Source organism: Geothrix oryzisoli (assembly GCF_022808865.1).
Taxonomy (GTDB): Bacteria; Acidobacteriota; Holophagae; order Holophagales; family Holophagaceae; genus Geothrix; species Geothrix oryzisoli.
On record NZ_JAKZLB010000004.1, the window covers coordinates 152,820 to 171,243 of the forward strand.

An 18,424-nucleotide genomic window follows, 5' to 3' on the forward strand; every position below is an offset into this window, starting at 1 on the left:
GCCGAGCAGGCGGAACCCCAGGATGCAGAGCAGCAGCTCACCGAGCACGAGCAGGTAGAGACGCTTCCAGGTACCCAGGAGGGGCGGGGCTTCCTCAGTCATGGGCATGCCCCAGGGCCAGCAGGTTGGCGAAGAGGCGGGTGGCGCCGGGCACTCCGTCCGGCAGCTGGCGGAAGAAGGAGAGCCCCGTGTACACGTAGTGGCCCTTCCCGTGCCGGGCCACGATCAGGGCGCCGCCGTCCTCGGGCTCACCGGGGTCGGCCATGCCGAGCAGGGGGGTGTAGCGGGCATCCCAGCCTTCGGCGTGGTAGAGGCTCCGCTCCTGCACCCAGCCGTCGAAATCCTGCGCGGTGAGCTCGTTGGGCCAGTGGAAGGCCGGGTGCCCGGGCTGGAGCAGGTGCACCGGCACCGTCTCCACGGTGACGCGCTTCCGGCCCACCTTGAACGGATAGGGGCCGATGGCCTCCGTGACCATGCCGGCATTGATCCCCGGAATGCCTGTATTCACGGTGTAGAGCACCAGCTCGGTGCCGCCCGCGGCCACATAGGCGTGGAGCCGCTCCTTGAGGCTCTGGAGCGCGGGCCGCGTGTTGAAGGCGCGGATGCCCAGCACGATGGCGTCGAAGCGGGCCAGATCCTCCCGCGCCAGCGCCTCGTCCGACAGCAGCTCCACCTCGTAGCCGATGCGGCGCAGCGCCTGGGGGATGTCATCGCCGGCGCCCATGACGTAGCCGATGCGGCGGCCGTCGTGCCTCAGTTCGAAGCGCTCCAGACGGACTCTGGCCGCCGGCAGGAGGGTCTGCAGGGGGATGTGCGGATGGTCCACCCTCACGAGGGCGTGCGCGGGCCTGAAGCCCGTGCCCGTGTCCACCTCGGCGCGCAGCTCGCCGGAGGCCGTGGTGGCGGGCGGTGTGAGGCGGAAGGTGAATTCCCGCTCCTCCCCCGGGCGGGACAGGGCGAAGGGCTGTTCGGCAGGCTCCACCTTCCACGCCTCCGGCGCCTGCAGGCGCACCCTCCCCGCGGCCGCCGCCCCCCCGGCCAGCACCTTGAGGCGCACCTCCTTCGCCGCGGGCCCCTCGAAGACCTGGACCGGATCGGCGAAGGTCACGAGCGCCGCGGGCACCACCGCCAGAGGCTGGTACCGCTCGCCGAGGACCGGATCCCGGAAGCGGAACTGCACGGGCACCGTAACTTCGAAGGGGCCCTCCGGGGTCGCCAGGCGGGCCCGGAGGCGGAAGGGCGCGGGGGACTCGGGCAGACCCGCCCAGGCCTCGGCGCCCGGTCCACCCAGCCAGTGGGGCTGGCTCAGGGGGGTGTCCGCGGCCACCGTGAACGCGAAGCGTTCCTTGCGGGTCGCGTTGTCGGGCAGAGGCTTCCCATCCCGGCGGGTTTCGAGGACGCGCGTCCCTTCGGGCCCAACCGCCTCAAGGGTGAGGGCGTCCAGCACCACGGGAGCCCCGCCGCGCACCAGCACGGCGGCCTGCACGGTGAGCCGGTCTCCGGGCGCCAGGCGCTGACGGTCGGCGATGGCTTCCACCCAGAGGCCGGCGGCGGCCCGGATGACCTCCTCCAGCTCCGCGCGCTTGGCCTGGACGAGCGGCTCGGCCTGCGCCTCCGGAGGCAGGTTGCGAAGGTCGTGCAGGGCCCGCACGAGCTGGGGCAGGATGGCGGCGGGGTGATCGGGTCGGAACCCCTGACGCGCCTCGCGCAACAGGGCGGCGACGCCCCGAGTGCCCCGGAAGCGGGACCAGGTGAGATCGATCCCGTCGAAGAGGTCCCCCTTGGCCGGACGGCCGTCCAGCAGCTCGAAGGTCTCCACCCGCCGCCCCCGCTGGGCCAGCACACCGAATCCCTGGCTGCGATGCTGGCTGCGGCTCTCGGCGGCCAACTCCCCGTAGGAGCGGCCCAGCAGCGGATCGAAGGCCCCCACGTCCAGCGTCAAGCTTCCGGCGGGGGGCGCCGGGGCCTCATCCGTGAAGAGGTAGTGGTTCCACAGCAGCCGGGTGGCCTGCCAGGGGCGGAGGCCGGCCTTGAGCTGCTCCGGGAAGCGGGTCGGGTCGGCGGCGGCCTTGAAGGCTTCGATGGCCAGCAGGGCCGAGGCGGTGTGGTGGCCATGCCCCGCCCGCGCATCCGGCGGGAACCGGGTGAGGATGACATCGGGCCGGAAGGCGCGGATGGTCCGCACCACCTCGGCCAGGACCCGGTCGTGGCCCCACATGCGGAGGGATTCCTCCGCCGTCTTGGAGAAGCCGAAATCCACCGCCGAGGTGAAGAACTGCTCTGCCCCGTCGAGGCGCCGCGCGGCCAGCAGCTCCTGGGTCCGGATGGCCGCAAGGCTGTCGCCCAGCTCATGGCCGATGAGGTTCTGGCCGCCGCTACCCCGGGTGATGGCGAGGTAGGCCGTGCGCAGGTTGCGCCCCTTGGAGAGCGTGGCGAGCACCGCCGTGTTCTCGTCGTCCGGGTGGGCGGCGATATAGAGGACGCTGCCCACCGTCTGGAGGCGGTTCAGCTGCTTCTGCAGGTCGGCGGCGTCCCGGACGGGGCCCTGGGCCGGGAGCCTCGGTCCCAGCAGGGCCCCTAGGACGAGGAGGAGGATCCGGCGCGGGGTTCGCATGGGCTAGCGCGTGGAAGCGGCGGAATGCGGAAGGAGGTGCATGAAGAGGCCAGGCTGCATGGGAGTCCCTTGGTCGGAATGGCCAGCATAGCGCCGCCCCGGAAGGTCCATGGAAGAGAACCCTGGAGACGGTGTACCGACAGGATATATCCTCGACTCGGGCGCCTCCTGAAAAGCCTTGTTCAGACCCATGGGGAGCCGCCCTGCCCACCCCCCCCGCCCATGTTCATCGCCCTCGGCCGCCTTCCGGACCACCCGGACGCCCTCGCCCGCGCCTCCCGGATCGCGGGCCTGGCGCCGTCGGATGGCGCGCGCCTGCTTGCGGGCACCTTCCCCCGCATCCTCCTGCGGGCCGCACCCGATCCCGAGGGCCTTGCCGCCGCCCTCACGGCGGAGGGCTTCCTCGCCTGGATCTCGGACCCGGCCCAGGTGCCCACGGACGCCCGCCGTGCGGTTCTCCGCGGCCTCGCCTGGACGACAGAGGGCTTTGAGGCCCAGGACGCTCAGGGCGGCACCCATGTGTGCCCCTTCCCGGCGGTGCGCCTCCTCCAGCGCGGCGCGCGCATCCGCACGACCACCGACCTGGAGACGACGACGACGCGGAAGCTGGACCTGGGGCGGGCGGTGCTCAGCGGCGGCATGATGCTGACGAAGAAGGTGACGCGGACGACGGAACACACCACCCACGCGAAGGAGCCCTTCCTCCTGGTGCAGCGGGACGACGGCTTGCCGGATCTGATGATCTACGAACACCGCATGAACTATCAGTGCCTGGGCCCGGCCATGGGCCCGGCCACCCTGGCGAACCTCCTCCTGCTCACCGCGCGGTTCCAGGCGCTGTGCCCGCAGGCCCCCCTGGACGACCGCGTGGGCCGCCCCGGCTTCGTGGCGGGCCTGCCGATGCTGGGCGTGGATCCGGTGGACCTGGGGCTGCACCTGGTCTCCGAGGCGCGGCGCCGGGGCTGCTGAAGAAGATCGGGTGCCCTACCCCTTCTGGATGAACGGGCGGAACAGCTCGCTCGGCAGCGGGATGAAGCTGGTGGTGTTGTGCTCGCTGGAGATCTCCACCATGGTCTGGAGGAACCGCAGCTGGAGCGAGATCGGCTGCTCCGCCATCATGGCGGCGGCCTGCACCATCTTCTCCGCGGCCTGGAATTCGCCCTCGGCGTTGACGACCTTGGCGCGCCGCTCCCGCTCCGCCTCGGCCTGCTTGGCCATGGCCCGTTTCATGCCGTCGGGCAGCACGACGTCGCGCACCTCCACGGTGCTCACCTTCACGCCCCAGGGCGCGGTCTGGCGGTCGATGATCTCCTGCAGCTGGACATTGATCTTCTCGCGATGGGCGAGGAGCTCATCCAGCTCCGACTGGCCCAGCACCTTGCGCAGGGTGGTCTGGGCAATGAGGGAAGACGCCTTGAGGAAGTTCTCCACCTTCACCACCGCGGCTTCCGGATCCACGACGCGGAAATAGACCACGGCATCGACGGTCGCCGGAACGTTGTCGCGGGTCATGACCTCCTGCTTCGGCACGTCGATGGTCACCACCCGGAGGTCCATCCGCACCATGCGGTCGATGAAGGGGATCAGGAAGATCAGGCCCGGCCCCTTGGCGCCCTTGAGCTTGCCCCAGCGGAAGATCACGCCCCGCTCGTATTCGCGCAGGATGCGGGCGGCCTGGGGCAGGACGATCAGGCCCAGCACCACCAGCACGACCACCCAGGGGCCCAGGTACAGCACGTAGTCGTTCATGGTTCCTCCTCCTTGGAAGTCCCTGCCGGTTGCACGGTCAAGGTCAAGCCGTTCCGGGCGACGATCTCGACGATCTGGCCCGCCGCGATGGGCACGGCGCTGACGGCATCCCAGTACTCGCCCTCGATGAACACCTTGCCGCCGGTGGCATGGATCGGCACCACGGCCGGGACGGTCCGGCCCAGCATCGTCTCGGCGCCCGCCCGGGCCGGGAGCCGCTGGGCGCGGAGGCCCGCGCCCGCCACGAAGATGAAGAACAGGGCCGTCACGATGGTGGCGGGCAGCATCCACAGCAGCGACAGGCGCAGGAAGGGCTCGCTCCGGTCGAACAGCATGAACAGCCCGAGGAAGAAGGCCACCACGCCGCCTCCCGTGAGCACGCCGTGGGTCGGCGCGAACGCGTCGATGGTGAACAGCAGGAGCGCCACCGCGATCAGCGCCAGGCCGGTGATGTTCATCGGCAGGACGGAGGCGAGATAGAGCAGGAGGAGGAGCGCGATCACGCCCGCCACGCCCGGCAGGATGGCCCCGGGGCTGGTCAGCTCCCCGATGATCCCGTACACCACGACCAGCATCAGGATCAGCATCACCTGCGGATGCGCGATGGTCTGGAACGCCTGCTCCCGCACCGACATCGGGAGCACGACCGTGGTGGCCCCCGCGGTCGCCAGCCGCCGGCCGCCCACCTCCCGGCCGTCGAGCCGCTTCAGCAGGTCCGGCAGGTCCTCGGCGATCAGGTCGACCACCTTCAGCTCCAGGGCCTTGTCGGCGGGGATGGCGGCGCTCTCGCGCACCGAGGCCCGGGCCCACTCCATGTTGCGGTGGCGCTTGATGGCGATGGCCTCGAGGTAGCTGGCGGCGAAGTTCTCCAGCTTCTGCTTCATCACCTCGTCCTGCTTCTCGCCCCCGGCGCCGAGCCCGACTGGATGCGCCGCGCCGATGCTGGTGGAGGGGGCCATCGCCGCCACATCGGCGGCCAGGGTGATGAAGCAGCCCGCGCTGCCGGCCCAGGCGCCCTGCGGCGACACGAACACGACCGTGGGCACGGGCGAGCGCAGGAAACTCTGGATGATCTCCCGGGTGGAGTCGAGAAGCCCCCCGGGCGTATCCAGCTCGATGACGAGGCACTCGGCCTGCCGTCCCGCCGCCTCGCCGAGGGCCCGCGCCAGGTAGCTGGCCGTTGCCGGACCGATGGTCCCCTGCACCCGGGCCACGCAGACCCGCCGCTCCCCGACCCCGGCCGGCCCGGCCGGCCAGGCCACCAGGGCCACCAGGACCGCGAGGACGAACTGACGGACCGCGCACCTCAGCTTCGCCCAAGGCACGACCGGCCGGACCCTTCCGCGACCTGCTCGCATGGAGACCTCGCGGGGACGGCACCATTCTACCAGGGGGGTCCCCTCCCTTTGGCCCCGGCCCGGCCGGATGCGGGAGAATGCCGTCATGCGCTATGACGAACCCCTCTTCCGCCCGCCCAGCGAGGCGGCTTCCTTCATCCTCCAGGCCACCCTCGGGTGTTCGTGGAATGCCTGCACCTACTGCGCCATGTACCGGGACAAGCGCTACCGGGTACGGCCTCTCGGGGAGGTCCTGGCCGACATCGCCGAGGCCGGCGTCCGGTTCGCGGAGCAGGTGCGGCACGTCTTCGTGGCCGACGGAGATCCCCTGGGCATGGACCTCGGGATGTGGGAGCCCATCCTGCTCGCCCTGGCCTCCGCCTTCCCCCGGCTCCGGCGCGTCAGCACCTACGCCACGGCGCGCAACCTGCTGGAGAAATCGCCCCACGAACTGGAGCGCCTCCGGCGACTGGGGCTCTCGCTGCTCTACATCGGCCCGGAGTCGGGCGATGATGTGACCCTCCAGCGCCTCGCCAAGGGCGCCACGGCCGCCGAACATGCCGAAGCGGCGCGCAAGGCCCGGGAGGCCGGCATGGACCAATCGCTGATCTTCCTGCTCGGCGCGGGCGGCCGCGAGCGCAGCGAAGCGCATGCCCGAGCCTCGGGACGCCTGGCCACCGCCATGGACCCGCGGTTCCTCTCCACGCTGACCCTGACCGTGGTGCCCGGCACCCCCATCGCCACACTGGAGGAGCAGGGCCGCTTCGACCTCCCGGATGTCCGGGGCCTGCTCACCGAGCTGCGCTGGTTCGTGGAGGAGGCCCACCCCAGCGGCGCCATCTTCCGCTCCAACCATGCTTCGAACTACCTGCCCATCGGCGGGCGCCTGCCCCGCGACCGGGAGGCCATCCTCGCCGCCATCGACGCCGCCCTGGAAGGCCAGGTCCCGCTCCGGCCCGAGTGGGCGCGGGGACTCTGATCCCTATTTCCGCCGCGCCGCGGGACAGCCGCCGGAGCTGCAGTGGGAACAGGCGTTCCCCGCCTTCAGGTCCTGGTAGGCGCCCCGCAGGAAGTAGAAGGCCGACCAGCTGACGGCGGATGCGACGAGGAGGATCTGCAGACTCATGGCCACCTCACGCGAAACCGAGGGCCCGGCCGGCGACCACGGTGATCCAGGCCAGGCCCCAGCCCAGGGCCAGGCCATAGGCGATGGTGAAGCCCGCCCAGCCCCAGCTGCCGGCCTCGCGGCGGATCATGGCGATGGTGCCCAGGCAGGGCGTGTAGATCAGGGTGAAGACCATGAAGGCCAGGGCCGTGAGGGGACTCAGGCCCGAGTTGTCGCGCAGCGCCACCTGGAGGGGACTGAGGCGCTCGCCCACCTTGGGTTCATCACTGGCCTGGTGGATGACGGCCATGGTGGAGACCACGATCTCCTTGGCGACAAAGCCCGCAGTGAGGGCGATGACATCCTTCCACGCCTCCGGCCGCTTGTGGTCGGGATCGAGGATGGGCTGGAGGAGCGGCGAGGCCTTCTGCCCCAGCCGCGCGGCCAGGCTCGTGTTCACGATGCGGCTTTCATGCGCCAGCTCGAGGGCCTTCAGGCGGTCCTCCGTCTCCCCCGCGGAAAGGTTCAGGGCCTGCACGGCCTGGCGCTGGTCCTGGTACTGGGCCGTCCATTCGCGGTTGGCGATGCCGGGATAGCGCGACAGGAACCAGATCAGCGTGGCGCCCGCGAAGATCGTGGTGCCGGCACGGGTGAGGAAGACCGACCCCTTCTCCCACATGTGGATGAGCGTGGCCTTCAGGACCGGCAGCCGATAGGGCGGCAGCTCCATCACAAAGGGAGAGCTGGGCCCGCTGAACAGGGCGCTGCGCAGCATGCGGCCCATGAGCACGGCCAGGCCCAGGCCCAGGAAATGCATGCCGATGATGGCGAGGGCGGCCTTGAAGGGCGTGAAGAAGGTTCCCGCGATGACGATGAAGACCTGGAGGCGCGCCGAGCAGCTCACCAGGGGGGTCACCAGGATGGTGATGAGCCGGTCCTGGGGGCTTTCGATGGTGCGGGCGGCCTGGATGGCGGGCACGTTGCAGCCGCTGCCCATGATGAGGGGGATGAAGCTCTTCCCGTGGAGCCCCATGACGTGCATGAGGCGGTCCATGATGAAGGCCGCCCGGGCCATGTAGCCCGTGTCCTCCAGGAAGGCGATGCAGCCCATGAGGATCATGATCACGGGCACGAAGACGATCACGGCGCTCACGCCGGGGATCACGCCGTCCACCAGCAGGCTGGTCAGCTCGCCCGCGGGCAGCCGGGCCCCGGCGAAGTCGGACAGGGCCTTGAACCCCTCGGCGATCCAGTCCTGGGGGATCTTCCCGATGACGAAGGACAGCGAGTACACCAGGGCCAGGATGCCCAGGAAGATGGGGATGCCCAGCCACCGGTGCGTGAGCAGGGCGTCGAGGCGGGCCGTGGGCGTCTTCCGCTCATCCGCCGCCGAGGCCACCTCTTTCACCAGGCCGTGGGCGAAGCCGTAGCGGCGCTCGGCGATGAGGGTCGCGCCATCGGCACCCAGATGCGGTTCCAGGAAGGCGAAGCTCTTCGCCAGCTGCGCGCTGATGGCCTCGCTGGCATGGCTCTCGGCCACCCGGCGCTTGGCCTCGGCGCTGTTCTCCAGCAGCTGCAGGGCCAGCCAGCGGGGCGGCATGGCCGCCTCGAGCTTCTCGTCCCGGCAGATCTCCGTCTCGAGTTTGGCCAGTTCGCCTTCGATGTCGTGGCCGTAGTCCACCGTGATGCGCCGGCAGCGGTTGGACTCGCCCCGGGCCATGGCCGCCAGCAGGGTCTTGAGCTCGGGGATGCCCTGTTCGCGGTTGCCCACGGTGGGGATGACCGGGCCGCCCAGCAGGGTCTCCAGGGCCGCCACGTCGATGTGGATCCCGCGGTTCTCGGCGTCGTCCACCATGTTGAGGACGAAGGCGACAGGCTTGCCGAGCTCCAGCAGCTGAGTGCTGAGGTAGAGGTTGCGCTCCAGGTTCGAGGCATCGAGCACGTTCAGGACCAGCTCCACCTCGGGCGAGGCCAGGAACTGGGCGGCCACGCGTTCATCCGCGCTGCGGGCGGCCAGGGAGTAGGTGCCGGGGAGGTCCACCACTTCCAGGGTCAGGCCGTCCTGCTCGAAGGAGCCGCTGCGCCGCTCCACCGTGACGCCGGGCCAGTTGCCCACATGGTGGCGGGCCCCGGTGAGGGCATTGAACAGGGTGGTCTTCCCGCAGTTCGGGTTGCCCGCCAGGGCGATGGTGAGGGACATCAGGCCACCCGGTGCACGAGGATGCAGGCGCTCTCGTCCCGCCGCAGCGACAGGTGGTAGCCCTTGATCACGAGTTCCATGGGATCACCCAGGGGCGCCAGCTTCTCCACCCGCAGGCGCACCCCGCGGATGAAGCCCATCTCCAGCAGACGCTGACGGATGGGCCCCTGCGCCTGCACCTGGACCACCTCCCCCTGATCCCCCGGCTGGAGGTCGCTCAGAGGAATTGGTAGATTTTGAGTCATAGTCTCAACTCCGTGATCCAGTCTAGCCCAACCTCAGGGTGCTACAAGGTCCAAGTCAAAGGATGTGATCTCCGTCTAAACTGGACGAAATGATCACCACCAGCCCACTGACCCTGCCCAACGCGCTGACCTTGCTGCGGATCCTCGCGATCCCCTTTTTCGCCATCGCGGTCTGGTACGGGCACCACTGGCAGGCCTTCATCCTGTTCGCCGCCGCCGGGTTCACGGACCTGCTCGATGGCTTCATCGCCCGCACCTTCAACCAGGGCTCGGCGCTGGGCGCCGTGCTGGATCCGGCGGCGGACAAGCTCCTGATGACCACGGCCTTCGTCCTCCTGGCCTGGCGCACCCAGGGCATGACGGCCCCCATCCCCGTCTGGGTGGCGATCCTGGCCATCACGCGGGACCTGGTGATCTCCTTCTACGCCTTCGCCTCGGTGGACCGTCTCAGCGACAGCAAGTTCCATCCGAGCCTCCTGGGCAAGGTGAGCACGGCGGCCCAGCTCGTCGCCGTGTCCCTGGGCCTGATGTTCAACGGGCTGGGCTACCGGCGCTGGATGGACCCCTTCCTGCCCGAGATGTACTGGGTGGTGGCCGCGCTCGTGCTGGCCTCGGGCATCCACTACTTCGTCCGGGCGACGCGGGCCCCGGCCGCCTGCTAGACTGACGGTTCCGCGTCGGGAGACGCCGAAGGAGCCGCCATGAGAAAGCCCGCCCCGAAGGGGCCGCGCACTGCGCCCGCCACCCGCAAGCCTGCCGCCGGCCGCCCAGCAGCCGGGACGCCCCGGACCTCGGCGCCAGCCCGTCCGGGCGCAGGTCCGGCCCGGCCAGCCTCGGCTTCCCGTCCGCCCGCCGCCCGCCCGTCCTCGGGTCCTGCTGCCCGCTCGGCTTCGGGCGCCTCCGCCCGGCGGCCGGCCATCGACAAGTCCCGCCCCGCGGCCAAGCCGGCGCCGCGCCCGGCCGCGGCACCCCGCTCCGGCGGCGCCCCGCCCCGCCCGCCCCAGGCAGGACAGGACCGCCTCCAGAAGATCCTCGCCGCCGCGGGCATCGACAGCCGCCGGGCCTGCGAGCAGATCATCCTCGACGGCCGCGTGCAGGTGAACGGGAAGACCGTCACCGAGCTGGGCACCCGGGCCGACCCGCGCCGGGACGAGATCACCGTGGACCTGATCCCCATCCAGCGGGAGGCGCCGGTCTACATCCTCATGAACAAGCCCAAGGGCTACGTCACCACGGTGAAGGACGACCAGGGCCGGCCCACGGTCATGGCCCTGCTCAAGGGCGTGCCGGGCCGCCTCTACCCGGTGGGCCGCCTCGACTTCAACTCCGAGGGCCTGCTGCTCATGACCAATGACGGCGCCCTGGCCCAGGTGCTGATGGGCCCCGAGCACGAGATCCCCAAGGTCTATCTGGTGAAGGTCCACCGCAATCCGCGTCCCGAGCTGCTGAAGGAATTCCAGGAGGGCTTCCTCCTCAGCGGGCGCCGCCTGAAGCCCTGCCACATCGAGGTCGCCGAGAAGGGTGACAACCCCTGGCTGAAGGTGACGCTCACCGAAGGCAAGAACCAGCAGATCCGCCGCATGTTCGCGGCCGTGGGCCACCCCGTGAGCAAGCTGCGCCGCGTGCAGTTCGGGCCCCTGTCGGACCCGCTGCTGAAGCCCGGCGCCTGGCGCTTCCTGCACCCGCAGGAGATCGCGGCGATCAAGAGCCTGTAGGTCTCCGCTACAGCAGCGACGAGATCGCCCCGCCATCCACCGCCAGGGTGCTGCCGGTGATGTAGGAGGCCCCGGGGCTCGCGAGGAAGGCCACCACTTCGCCGAACTCCCGGGGCTCGCCGTACCGGCCCACGGGGATGCGGGTGCCCTGCTCGGCGAGGATGTCCTCCGCGGAGCGGCCGCTGGCCTTGGCGGCCTCGCCATCCAGGAACCGCACCCGGTCCGTGTAGATGCGTCCCGGCGCCACGCAGTTGACGGTGATGCCGTCCTTGGCCACCTGCCCCGCGAGGGTCTTGGCCATGGCCGTCACCGCGGCCCGCAGCGAGTTGGACAGCACCAGCGCCGGGATGGGCTGCTTGACGGCGCTGGAGGTGACGAAGAGGATCCGGCCCCAGCTCCGCTCCCGCATGCCGGGCACCACGGACCGCGCCAGGCGGACCGCGGGCATGAGCAGGCTGTCGAAGGCCCCCTGCCAGGCGGCATCATCGAAAGCCATGAAGGGCCCCGGCTGGGGCCCGCCGGTGTTGGAGACCAGCACGTCCACGCGGTTGTAGGCGGCCAGGGTGGCCTCCACCAGCCGTTGGATGTCCTCGGCGCGGCCCAGGTCGGCGGCGATCGGCAGGACGGCGCGGCCGGTGGCCCGGCGGATCTCCTCCGCCGCCTTCTCCACTGCGGCCTGGTCCCGGCTGCAGATGGCGAGGTCGCAGCCCGCCCGCGCCAGAGCCTCGGCCGACGCACGGCCCAGCCCCCGGCTGGCCGCGGTCACGAGCGCCACCTTGCCTTCCAGTTCCTGAGCCATGGGCATCCTCCTGCTGGGCATTGTGGCACCAAGGGCGCCGGCCGGAACGCCACACCCCCGTGCGGGGGGTGAAGCCAGGCGGAGGCCCGGGGCTCAGGCCAGGTGCAGGCTCCGCACGGCCAGCAGGATCTCCCGGAGGAAGGACACCAGCGCCGCCACGAAGGCCGCCATGGCCAGGATGAACAGGGAGGCGACCACCCCGGCCACATTGGCCTTCAGCACCGCGCCCAGGAACACCGTGGCGATGCTGACGCAGACCAGCAGCGCCGCGATGGTGCCGGTCGTGATGGCGAGGTTGATGAACTGCCGCCGGCGGGCCAGCGTGTGCATCTCGTCATGGATGGCCGGGATCCGGGCTTCCGTCGCGCCTTCCAGCAGGTCCTTCAGGGCCCTGGCACGGTCCACGATCCGCGCCAGGCGGTTGGACAGCACGCCCAGGATGGTCCCGATGGAGGTGAGCAGGAAGACCGGCGCCACCGAGAGCTGGATGACATGCGAGATGTCATAGATGGTCTGGTCGGAGACAGGTGCGGGCATGGCTCTATAGCTATCAGCTATCAGCTCTCCGCTGTCAGCTAAAAAATGCGGCCGGGCCCTTCTTGAGCCGAAAGCTGACAGCCGATGGCTGACAGCTTCTACAGCGCCTCTTCCTCGAAATCCAGCATGTGGCCGCTCTTGCGGGCCTTGGTCTTGAGGTAGCGCAGATTGTGGGGATTGGAGGCCAGCTGGTGGCGCTCCCGCTCGACCTCGATGCCGGCGGATTCCAGGGCCCCGATCTTGCGGGGATTGTTGGTGAGCAGCTTGACCTTGGTGATGCCGAAGAACTTGAGCATCTCGACCGCGCAGTCGTAGGTGCGCAGGTCGTCGGGGAAGCCCAGCGAATGGTTGGCCTCCACGGTGTCGAGCCCCTGCTCCTGGAGGGCATAGGCCTTGAGCTTGTTCAGGAGGCCGATGCCGCGGCCCTCCTGGCGGAGGTAGAGGACCATGCCGCCGTGCTCGGCGACGTGGCGCAGACCCTCCTCCAGCTGCTGGCGGCAGTCGCACCGGAGGCTGCCCAGCACGTCGCCCGTCCAGCACTCGGAATGGATGCGCACCGGGATACGCTGCCGGGCATCGATCTCGCCGGACACGATGGCCAGATGCTCCTTGCCCGTCGCGTGCTCCAGGAACCCGTAGACGACGAACTTCCCGAAGATCGACGGCACGTTGGCCTTGGCGATGAAGGGGACCTTCTCCGCCTGCAGCTTGCAGAACAGCTCAAGTTTCGGGGCACTGCTGGGTTCTTTGGGGGACATGGGGTTCCCGGGAAAGGGTGCGGCTCATCGGTTGGATGCCGCTCGGGGGGAAAATGAAGTCTGGGGCCAGTTTTTTTTCAGGGCAACCCAGGCTCATCGAAGCTTACCTAGACCATATCGCGTTCCATCTGGGCGGCGACCGCGGTCTCCACCTCGGCGATGAAGACCTCCAACGGCTGGGCGGACTTGGCCCCCGAGGCCAGCCGGTGGCCGCCGCCACCGAACAGACGGCAGACCGCGTTCACATCCACCCGCTCGCGGGAGCGGAGGCTCACCTTGGCCCGGCCGTCCGCGGCTTCGGAGAACAGGGCCGCGACCTCCACGCCCTTCAGCTTGCGGGGCTCCTCCACCAGCTCGTCCAGATCTTCGTGGGTGGCGCCGCAGGCGGCCAGATCGGCCTTGGTCACGGCCACATAGGCGAAGCGGCCACCGTCCCTCATCTGGAGCCCGCCCATGGCGCGGCCGAAGAGCTTGAGCTTGGCAGGCGTGGCGGTCTGGTAGAGCGCGTTGTAGGTCCGGGAAGGGTGGACCCCCTGGGCGATGAGATCGGCCGCGGCATGGTGGATCTTGGGCGTGCTGTTGGAATGCCTGAAGTTGCCCGTGTCGCTCACCAGGCCCGCATAGAGGGCCTGGGCCATCACGGGCGGCAGGTCCCCCCCGAGGCGGGGCCGCACCAGGTCGTAGACCAGCTCCGCGCTGGCGCTGGCCGTGGGATCCGTGAACTCATCATCGAACCCCTTGGGTTCGTCCTTCATGTGGTGGTCGAGGCAGGCCCGCTCGGCCCTGGTCCCCTCGAAGGCCGCGAAGAGCGGGCCCATCCGATGGGGCTCGGAAGCGTCGATGAGCAGCCAGGCATCCGGCCAGGCGGCCAGGTCACCGTGGGCCCCGCCGGCATCGTAGGCCTCGATCCAACCCTCGGGATCCAGGAACCGCAGGTTCTCAGGCAGAGCCGGCGTCACGACGATGCGGGCCTCCTTGCCCAGGCCCTTCAGGTGGGCCGCCAGGGCCACGGCAGCACCCACCCCGTCCCCGTCCGGGTTCTCGTGGGTGGTGAGAAGGACCTTGGCGTGGGCCTCGAGAAAGTCGGCAAAGCGATCCAGCATGAATCCTGACCTCGACAGTCAGGATATCAGAGGTGTTCCTTTTTACTCTCCAGGCTGCCGGGCTTGAAGGCCTTCAGCTCGTGGACGACCTCGGCCAGCAGGGCGCGCTTGAGGGCGTAGGGCAGGAAGGCGCTCTTGAAGCCCATGATGATGAGCTCCTTGATCTCCTCGAGGTTGAAGCCGAGCTCCTCGTGGATGACCTGGAACTCGCGGCTCACCGTGGTGTTCGTGACCATGCGGTTGTCCGTGTTCACCGTGACCCGCAGGCCCAGGTCGTAGAAGAGGCGGATGGGATGATCGGCCATCTTCTTCACGGCCTTGGTCTGCACGTTGCTCGACGGGCAGCACTCCAGCGGGATGCGGTGGTCGTTCACATAGTTGAGCAGGTCGCCGTCCTCGATGAGCCGCACGCCGTGGCCGATGCGGTGCGCCCCGCAGAGGTGGATGGCCTGGTGGATGCTCTCGGGCCCGTAGGCCTCGCCTGCATGCAAGGTGCAGTTGATGTTGTTCTGCAACACGCGGCCGAAGGCGTCCTTGTGCCGCTTGGCGGGGAAGTTCTCCTCGGCCCCCGCCAGGTCGAAACCCACCACGCCCTTGTTCTTGAAGGCCACGGTGAGGTCCGCCAGGCGCAGCGAGATGTCCGGCGAGATGTGGCGCATGCCGCAGAGGATGACACCGGTCTTGATGTTGTACTGGCGTTCGGCCTGGGCCAGCCCTTCGAGCACGGCCTGCACGATGGCGTGCAGCGTGAGGCCCTTCTGCTGGTGGAGGATGGGGCTGTAGCGCACCTCCATGTAGCGGACGTTCTCCTTGGCCGCGTCCTCCGCCAGCTCGAAGGAGGTTCGCACCAGGCTGTCATAGGTCTGCATCACGGACAGCGTCACGTCGAAGGCGCGGAGGTACTCCACCAGCGACTTGCAGTCATCCCCCACCTCCACGAAGGGCCGCAGGCCTTCGGGCGTGTCCGCGGGCAGCTTCACCTTCTGCTGCTCGGCCAGATCGAGGATGGTGGGGATGCGGAGGCTGCCGTCGAGGTGGACGTGCAGGTCCGTCTTGGGAAGGCGCTGGAGATCCTGGAGGCTGAGTTTCGACATGACCCAGCCTAGCGCTTTGCGCGGCTCTCAGCTATCAGCTGTCGGCTGTCAGCCAAAGCAGGTCCGGGCCGGCTTGAGCCGATGGCTGACAGCTGATGGCCGACAGCTACACGTTCAGCTGGCTCATCCGATGGGCCAGCGTGGCCCCATCCGTCTCCTGGTCCTGGCAGGCCTTGCACAGCCCGAAGATCTGGTGGCTGTGGTGCATGGGCCGGAAGCCGTACTCGTGGCAGATGGCTTCCTGAAGGGCCTCCAGGTCCGGACGGAAGAACTCGATGATGGCGTCGCAGTTGAGGCAGATCAGGTGGTCGTGGTGCTCGTTGCTCCGCACGGCCTCGTAGTGCGCGTGCTGATCGCCGAAGCTGCTCTTCCGCACCAGGCCGCACTGCACCAGCAGGTCGAGCGTGCGGTACACCGTCGCCCGGCTGATGGCCTTGCCCTTCTGCTTCAGGGCCATGTGCAGCTGGTCTGCGTCGAAGTGGTGGACCTGGCCGAACACCTCCTCCACCAGCTCGAGCCGCTCTCCCGTCAGTTTCAACTGACGCGATCGCAGGAAGGTTTCGAAGCGCTGCTGTTCTTCGGGGCGTTCGATCTTGGGTTTGCGCATGGCGTCCTCGGTGGGAAGTCTATCCGGTCCACTCGGCAGATCGTATTTTACAGATGAAAAACAAAAGCGTATTATGAATTCACCGTATACATAGTGGAGTCGTCATGGCCATCGTCATTATTCAATCGCCCAGTTTCTCGGCAGACCAGAAATCCCGCATTGGGGAGCGCATCATCACCGCCCTCCAGCAGGAAGGCCTCGGCCCTGGGTCGGTGGTGGTCCTCTTCCGCCCCGAGCGCGGCGACATCTACCTCGACGGCATGCTGGTGCAGGCCCAGGCCCCCACCGCCGCGCCGGCCCCCGCGCCGGTCACGCCGAAGCCCGCCGCACCGGCGCCGCCGGCCGCTCCGCCCGCCTTCAAGACCAAGGCCCGCCGCTCGAAGCCGGAACTCGAGGACCTGAAGAGGGATTTGATGTTCGCCCTCCAGGACAAGGGTTCCCTCAGCAGCTTCGAAGCGCAGGTCGCCCTCGACCTCAAGGACTGCGACTGGGCCCCGGCCACCCTGCGCCGGCTCTTCACGGAGCTGGAAGAGGGCAAGCTGATCTCCAAGAGCGGCCAGAAGCGCGGCACCCGCTATGTCTGGAAGGGCATCGTCAACACCCCCCAGTCCACGCCCATCGTGAAGCTGGTGAAGGCGGACTCCGACCAGGAGTAGGGCGCCGCAAGGGCCCGGGCCTGCCACACTCGGCTCATGGATTGGTTCGCCTGGGACTTTGACCACCCCGCCTATTTCCAGATCTACGCGGACAAGGCCGCGGACGCCGCCACCGAAGGGTCGGCGCTCGCGGCCTTGCTGCACCTGCCGCCGGGAAGCCGGGTCCTCGACCTGCCCTGCGGCTGGGGGCGCTTGCATCCCCACCTGAAGGCCCAGGGACTGGAGATCCTGGGAGGCGACCTCAGCCGCATGAACCTGGCGCGCCACCGGGAGGAACACCCCGCGCCCCTGGCCCGCCTCGACTTCCGCGCCCTGCCCTTCCGGGCGGCCTGTGCCGACGGCGTCTTCTGCGCCTACACGAGCTGGGGCTACTTCACCAGGCGGGAGGAGAACCTCCGGCAGCTCGCGGAATTCGCGCGCGTGCTCCGCCCCGGCGGCGCCCTGCTCCTGGACCTGGCGGGGCGGAACTTCCTGAGGGACGCCGTGGCGGAAGCCGAGGGCCAGTGGCTGGACTTCCCCGACGAGGGCTACCGGGAACGGGTCACCTGGAGCGCCGACGGCCGCCGCATCCGCACGGAACGGCGCTGCCAGGGCGCGACCTTCCGCCACGACATCTGGATTCCCACCGATACCGAGGTCCGCGCCTGTCTTGCGGAAGCGGGCTTCGGCGCCATCACGGCCTGCGGCGGGTTGGACGGGCGGCCCTGGACGGCGGCGGCGGAACGCTGGATTTACCGGGCGGTCAGGCGCTGATGCCCCGGGTGGCCAGCAGGTAGGCGCCGAAGCCCAGCCCCGAAAGGCCCATGGCCACGGGCAGGCCCAGCCCCTGCACGAGGGCGCCGCCCACCAGCGGGCCCACCATCAGGCCCACGGAGTAGGCCAGGTTCAGGATGGAGAAGGCCGAAGCGAAGCTCTGGCTGCCCAGACGCTCCACCTGATCGGCCACCGCCGGGCTGCTGGGACTCATGATGAAGCTGGCCGTGCTGCCGAGCCCCATCATGGCCACCACCACCATCCAGGGCCGGGGCAGCAGCACCGGCAACGGGATCAGGAACAGGGCCAGCACCAGCCCCATGCGCAGCACCCGCACCCGCCCGATGCGATCCGAGAGGGCGCCCATCAGCGGCGAGGTGAAGGTATGGGCCAGGGCCGCCGCCGCGAAGCAGAGGCCAATCTGAGTCGGGGACTGGCCCAAGCGCCGGTCCAGGTCCAGGGGCAGGGTCGATTCCAGCAGGGCCCACAGGCAGGAACCCAGCGCCATGGCCCCGGCGAAGATCCGGATGGTCGGATTGGCCAGCAGCTGTCGAAAAGGTACCTTCAGGCCCTGGTTCGGCTCGGTCCCCGGCAGCAGGAAGGCCCGGCCCGCCGCGTCCAGCGCCACCAGCGCCGCCCCCAGCAGAAAGGGCGCCGTGGGGCCCGCATGCTGATCGAGGAAGCCCGACAGGGGCGGCCCGATGAGCACCCCGAGGTTCGCCGCCGCGAACGCCGTGCCCATGGCCCTGCCCCTGGACTCGCTGGGGAAGAGGTCCGCCAGCAGCGCCATGCCCGGCAGCCAGGTGGCCGCTCCCGCCACCCCCTGGAGGAACCGGGCCAGCACCAGCAGCCAGTACTGTCTCGACACCGCGAAGACCAGGGTCGTGATCCCCAGCCCCGCCAGGCCCCAGAGCATGGGCGCCCGCCGGCCGAAGCGGTCGGTGAGGATCGCCACGGGGAAGGTGGCCAGCAGCAGGGCCACGGCATAGCTGCCGAAGAGGATCCCCACCTCCATCTGGTTCAGGTGCAGGTCCCGCGCGTACCGCGGCAGCAGCGGCACCAGCAGGTAGTAGAGGAGCATGTCCACGTGGAAGGCCAGGGCCGTCACGAGGAGCGCGGCAGTGGGGGGTGCGGGTCGGCGCATCCCCCACT

At 69.5% G+C, this 18,424-nt stretch carries 19 protein-coding genes; 6 read left to right on the forward strand and 13 right to left on the reverse strand.

Annotated elements, in window-relative coordinates; genetic code table 11:
• Window positions 1-94: 94 nt before the first annotated feature.
• Window positions 95-2,614 (reverse strand): PIG-L family deacetylase, encoded by a 2,520-nt coding sequence (locus MLE43_RS11855; RefSeq protein ID WP_243304262.1) that lies wholly within the window; start codon window positions 2,612-2,614, stop codon window positions 95-97.
• Window positions 2,615-2,836: 222 nt separating this feature from the next.
• Here MLE43_RS11855 and MLE43_RS11860 point away from each other — a divergent pair, with 222 nt between their 5' ends.
• Window positions 2,837-3,583, forward strand: coding sequence for a hypothetical protein (locus MLE43_RS11860; protein ID WP_243304265.1), 747 nt, complete (start codon window positions 2,837-2,839; stop codon window positions 3,581-3,583).
• Window positions 3,584-3,598: 15 nt separating this feature from the next.
• Here the strand turns inward: MLE43_RS11860 and MLE43_RS11865 are convergent, their stop codons facing one another.
• Both MLE43_RS11865 and MLE43_RS11870 read right to left on the reverse strand, forming a co-directional pair.
• Window positions 3,599-4,363 carry a slipin family protein gene (locus tag MLE43_RS11865; RefSeq protein ID WP_243304267.1) on the reverse strand — a complete coding sequence of 255 codons (765 nt, stop codon included), beginning with the start codon at window positions 4,361-4,363 and terminating at the stop codon, window positions 3,599-3,601.
• Window positions 4,360-5,721 carry an NfeD family protein gene (locus MLE43_RS11870; protein ID WP_243304269.1) on the reverse strand — a complete coding sequence of 454 codons (1,362 nt, stop codon included), beginning with the start codon at window positions 5,719-5,721 and terminating at the stop codon, window positions 4,360-4,362. The genes MLE43_RS11865 and MLE43_RS11870 overlap by 4 nt, the downstream gene beginning before the upstream one ends.
• A gap of 85 nt (window positions 5,722-5,806) precedes the next feature.
• Here MLE43_RS11870 and MLE43_RS11875 point away from each other — a divergent pair, with 85 nt between their 5' ends.
• Complete coding sequence (locus MLE43_RS11875) at window positions 5,807-6,679, forward strand: radical SAM protein (protein ID WP_243304270.1); 873 nt, start codon at window positions 5,807-5,809, stop codon at window positions 6,677-6,679.
• Between the two features lie 3 nt (window positions 6,680-6,682).
• Here MLE43_RS11875 and MLE43_RS11880 read toward each other — a convergent pair whose 3' ends face one another.
• The 3 genes from MLE43_RS11880 to MLE43_RS11890 are packed head-to-tail and all read right to left on the reverse strand — an operon-like array spanning window position 6,683 to window position 9,250.
• Window positions 6,683-6,826 (reverse strand): hypothetical protein, encoded by a 144-nt coding sequence (locus MLE43_RS11880; protein WP_243304272.1) that lies wholly within the window; start codon window positions 6,824-6,826, stop codon window positions 6,683-6,685.
• A 7-nt stretch (window positions 6,827-6,833) separates the two neighbouring features.
• A complete protein-coding gene (gene feoB, locus MLE43_RS11885; RefSeq protein WP_243304274.1) occupies window positions 6,834-9,005 on the reverse strand; it encodes a ferrous iron transport protein B in 2,172 nt (723 codons plus the stop codon).
• Window positions 9,005-9,250 carry a FeoA family protein gene (locus tag MLE43_RS11890; protein WP_275976207.1) on the reverse strand — a complete coding sequence of 82 codons (246 nt, stop codon included), beginning with the start codon at window positions 9,248-9,250 and terminating at the stop codon, window positions 9,005-9,007. Before MLE43_RS11890 ends, feoB begins: the two co-directional genes overlap by 1 nt.
• 89 nt (window positions 9,251-9,339) lie before the next feature.
• Between MLE43_RS11890 and pgsA the strand changes: the two genes are divergently transcribed.
• A complete protein-coding gene (pgsA, locus tag MLE43_RS11895) occupies window positions 9,340-9,912 on the forward strand; it encodes a CDP-diacylglycerol--glycerol-3-phosphate 3-phosphatidyltransferase (RefSeq protein WP_243304279.1) in 573 nt (190 codons plus the stop codon).
• Window positions 9,913-9,951: 39 nt separating this feature from the next.
• Window positions 9,952-10,965 (forward strand): pseudouridine synthase, encoded by a 1,014-nt coding sequence (locus tag MLE43_RS11900; protein ID WP_243304281.1) that lies wholly within the window; start codon window positions 9,952-9,954, stop codon window positions 10,963-10,965.
• Window positions 10,966-10,972: 7 nt separating this feature from the next.
• On the opposite strand, the gene MLE43_RS11905 is transcribed toward MLE43_RS11900, so the two are convergent.
• From MLE43_RS11905 to MLE43_RS11930, 6 genes are all read right to left on the reverse strand, one after another.
• Entirely contained in the window at window positions 10,973-11,764 is a 792-nt protein-coding gene (locus tag MLE43_RS11905; RefSeq protein ID WP_243304284.1) for an SDR family oxidoreductase, read from the reverse strand.
• Window positions 11,765-11,857: 93 nt separating this feature from the next.
• Window positions 11,858-12,301 (reverse strand): DUF2721 domain-containing protein, encoded by a 444-nt coding sequence (locus MLE43_RS11910; protein ID WP_243304286.1) that lies wholly within the window; start codon window positions 12,299-12,301, stop codon window positions 11,858-11,860.
• 98 nt (window positions 12,302-12,399) lie between these two features.
• Window positions 12,400-13,059 (reverse strand): GTP cyclohydrolase II, encoded by a 660-nt coding sequence (ribA, locus tag MLE43_RS11915; RefSeq protein ID WP_243304288.1) that lies wholly within the window; start codon window positions 13,057-13,059, stop codon window positions 12,400-12,402.
• A 107-nt stretch (window positions 13,060-13,166) separates the two neighbouring features.
• Complete coding sequence (locus tag MLE43_RS11920; RefSeq protein WP_243304290.1) at window positions 13,167-14,162, reverse strand: DHH family phosphoesterase; 996 nt, start codon at window positions 14,160-14,162, stop codon at window positions 13,167-13,169.
• A 26-nt stretch (window positions 14,163-14,188) separates the two neighbouring features.
• Window positions 14,189-15,256, reverse strand: coding sequence for an adenosine deaminase (gene add / locus MLE43_RS11925; RefSeq protein ID WP_243304292.1), 1,068 nt, complete (start codon window positions 15,254-15,256; stop codon window positions 14,189-14,191).
• 106 nt (window positions 15,257-15,362) lie between these two features.
• Complete coding sequence (locus MLE43_RS11930) at window positions 15,363-15,863, reverse strand: Fur family transcriptional regulator (protein ID WP_243304294.1); 501 nt, start codon at window positions 15,861-15,863, stop codon at window positions 15,363-15,365.
• Window positions 15,864-15,967: 104 nt separating this feature from the next.
• Between MLE43_RS11930 and MLE43_RS11935 the strand changes: the two genes are divergently transcribed.
• Window positions 15,968-16,519 (forward strand): hypothetical protein, encoded by a 552-nt coding sequence (locus tag MLE43_RS11935; protein ID WP_243304296.1) that lies wholly within the window; start codon window positions 15,968-15,970, stop codon window positions 16,517-16,519.
• A 36-nt stretch (window positions 16,520-16,555) separates the two neighbouring features.
• The gene (locus MLE43_RS11940) at window positions 16,556-17,272 is read left to right on the forward strand and encodes a class I SAM-dependent methyltransferase (protein ID WP_243304298.1); all 717 of its coding nucleotides are present in this window, start codon (window positions 16,556-16,558) and stop codon (window positions 17,270-17,272) included.
• On the opposite strand, the gene MLE43_RS11945 is transcribed toward MLE43_RS11940, so the two are convergent.
• Window positions 17,262-18,416 (reverse strand): MFS transporter, encoded by a 1,155-nt coding sequence (locus MLE43_RS11945; RefSeq protein WP_243304300.1) that lies wholly within the window; start codon window positions 18,414-18,416, stop codon window positions 17,262-17,264. The genes MLE43_RS11940 and MLE43_RS11945 overlap by 11 nt on opposite strands.
• Between the last annotated feature and the right edge of the window lie 8 nt (window positions 18,417-18,424).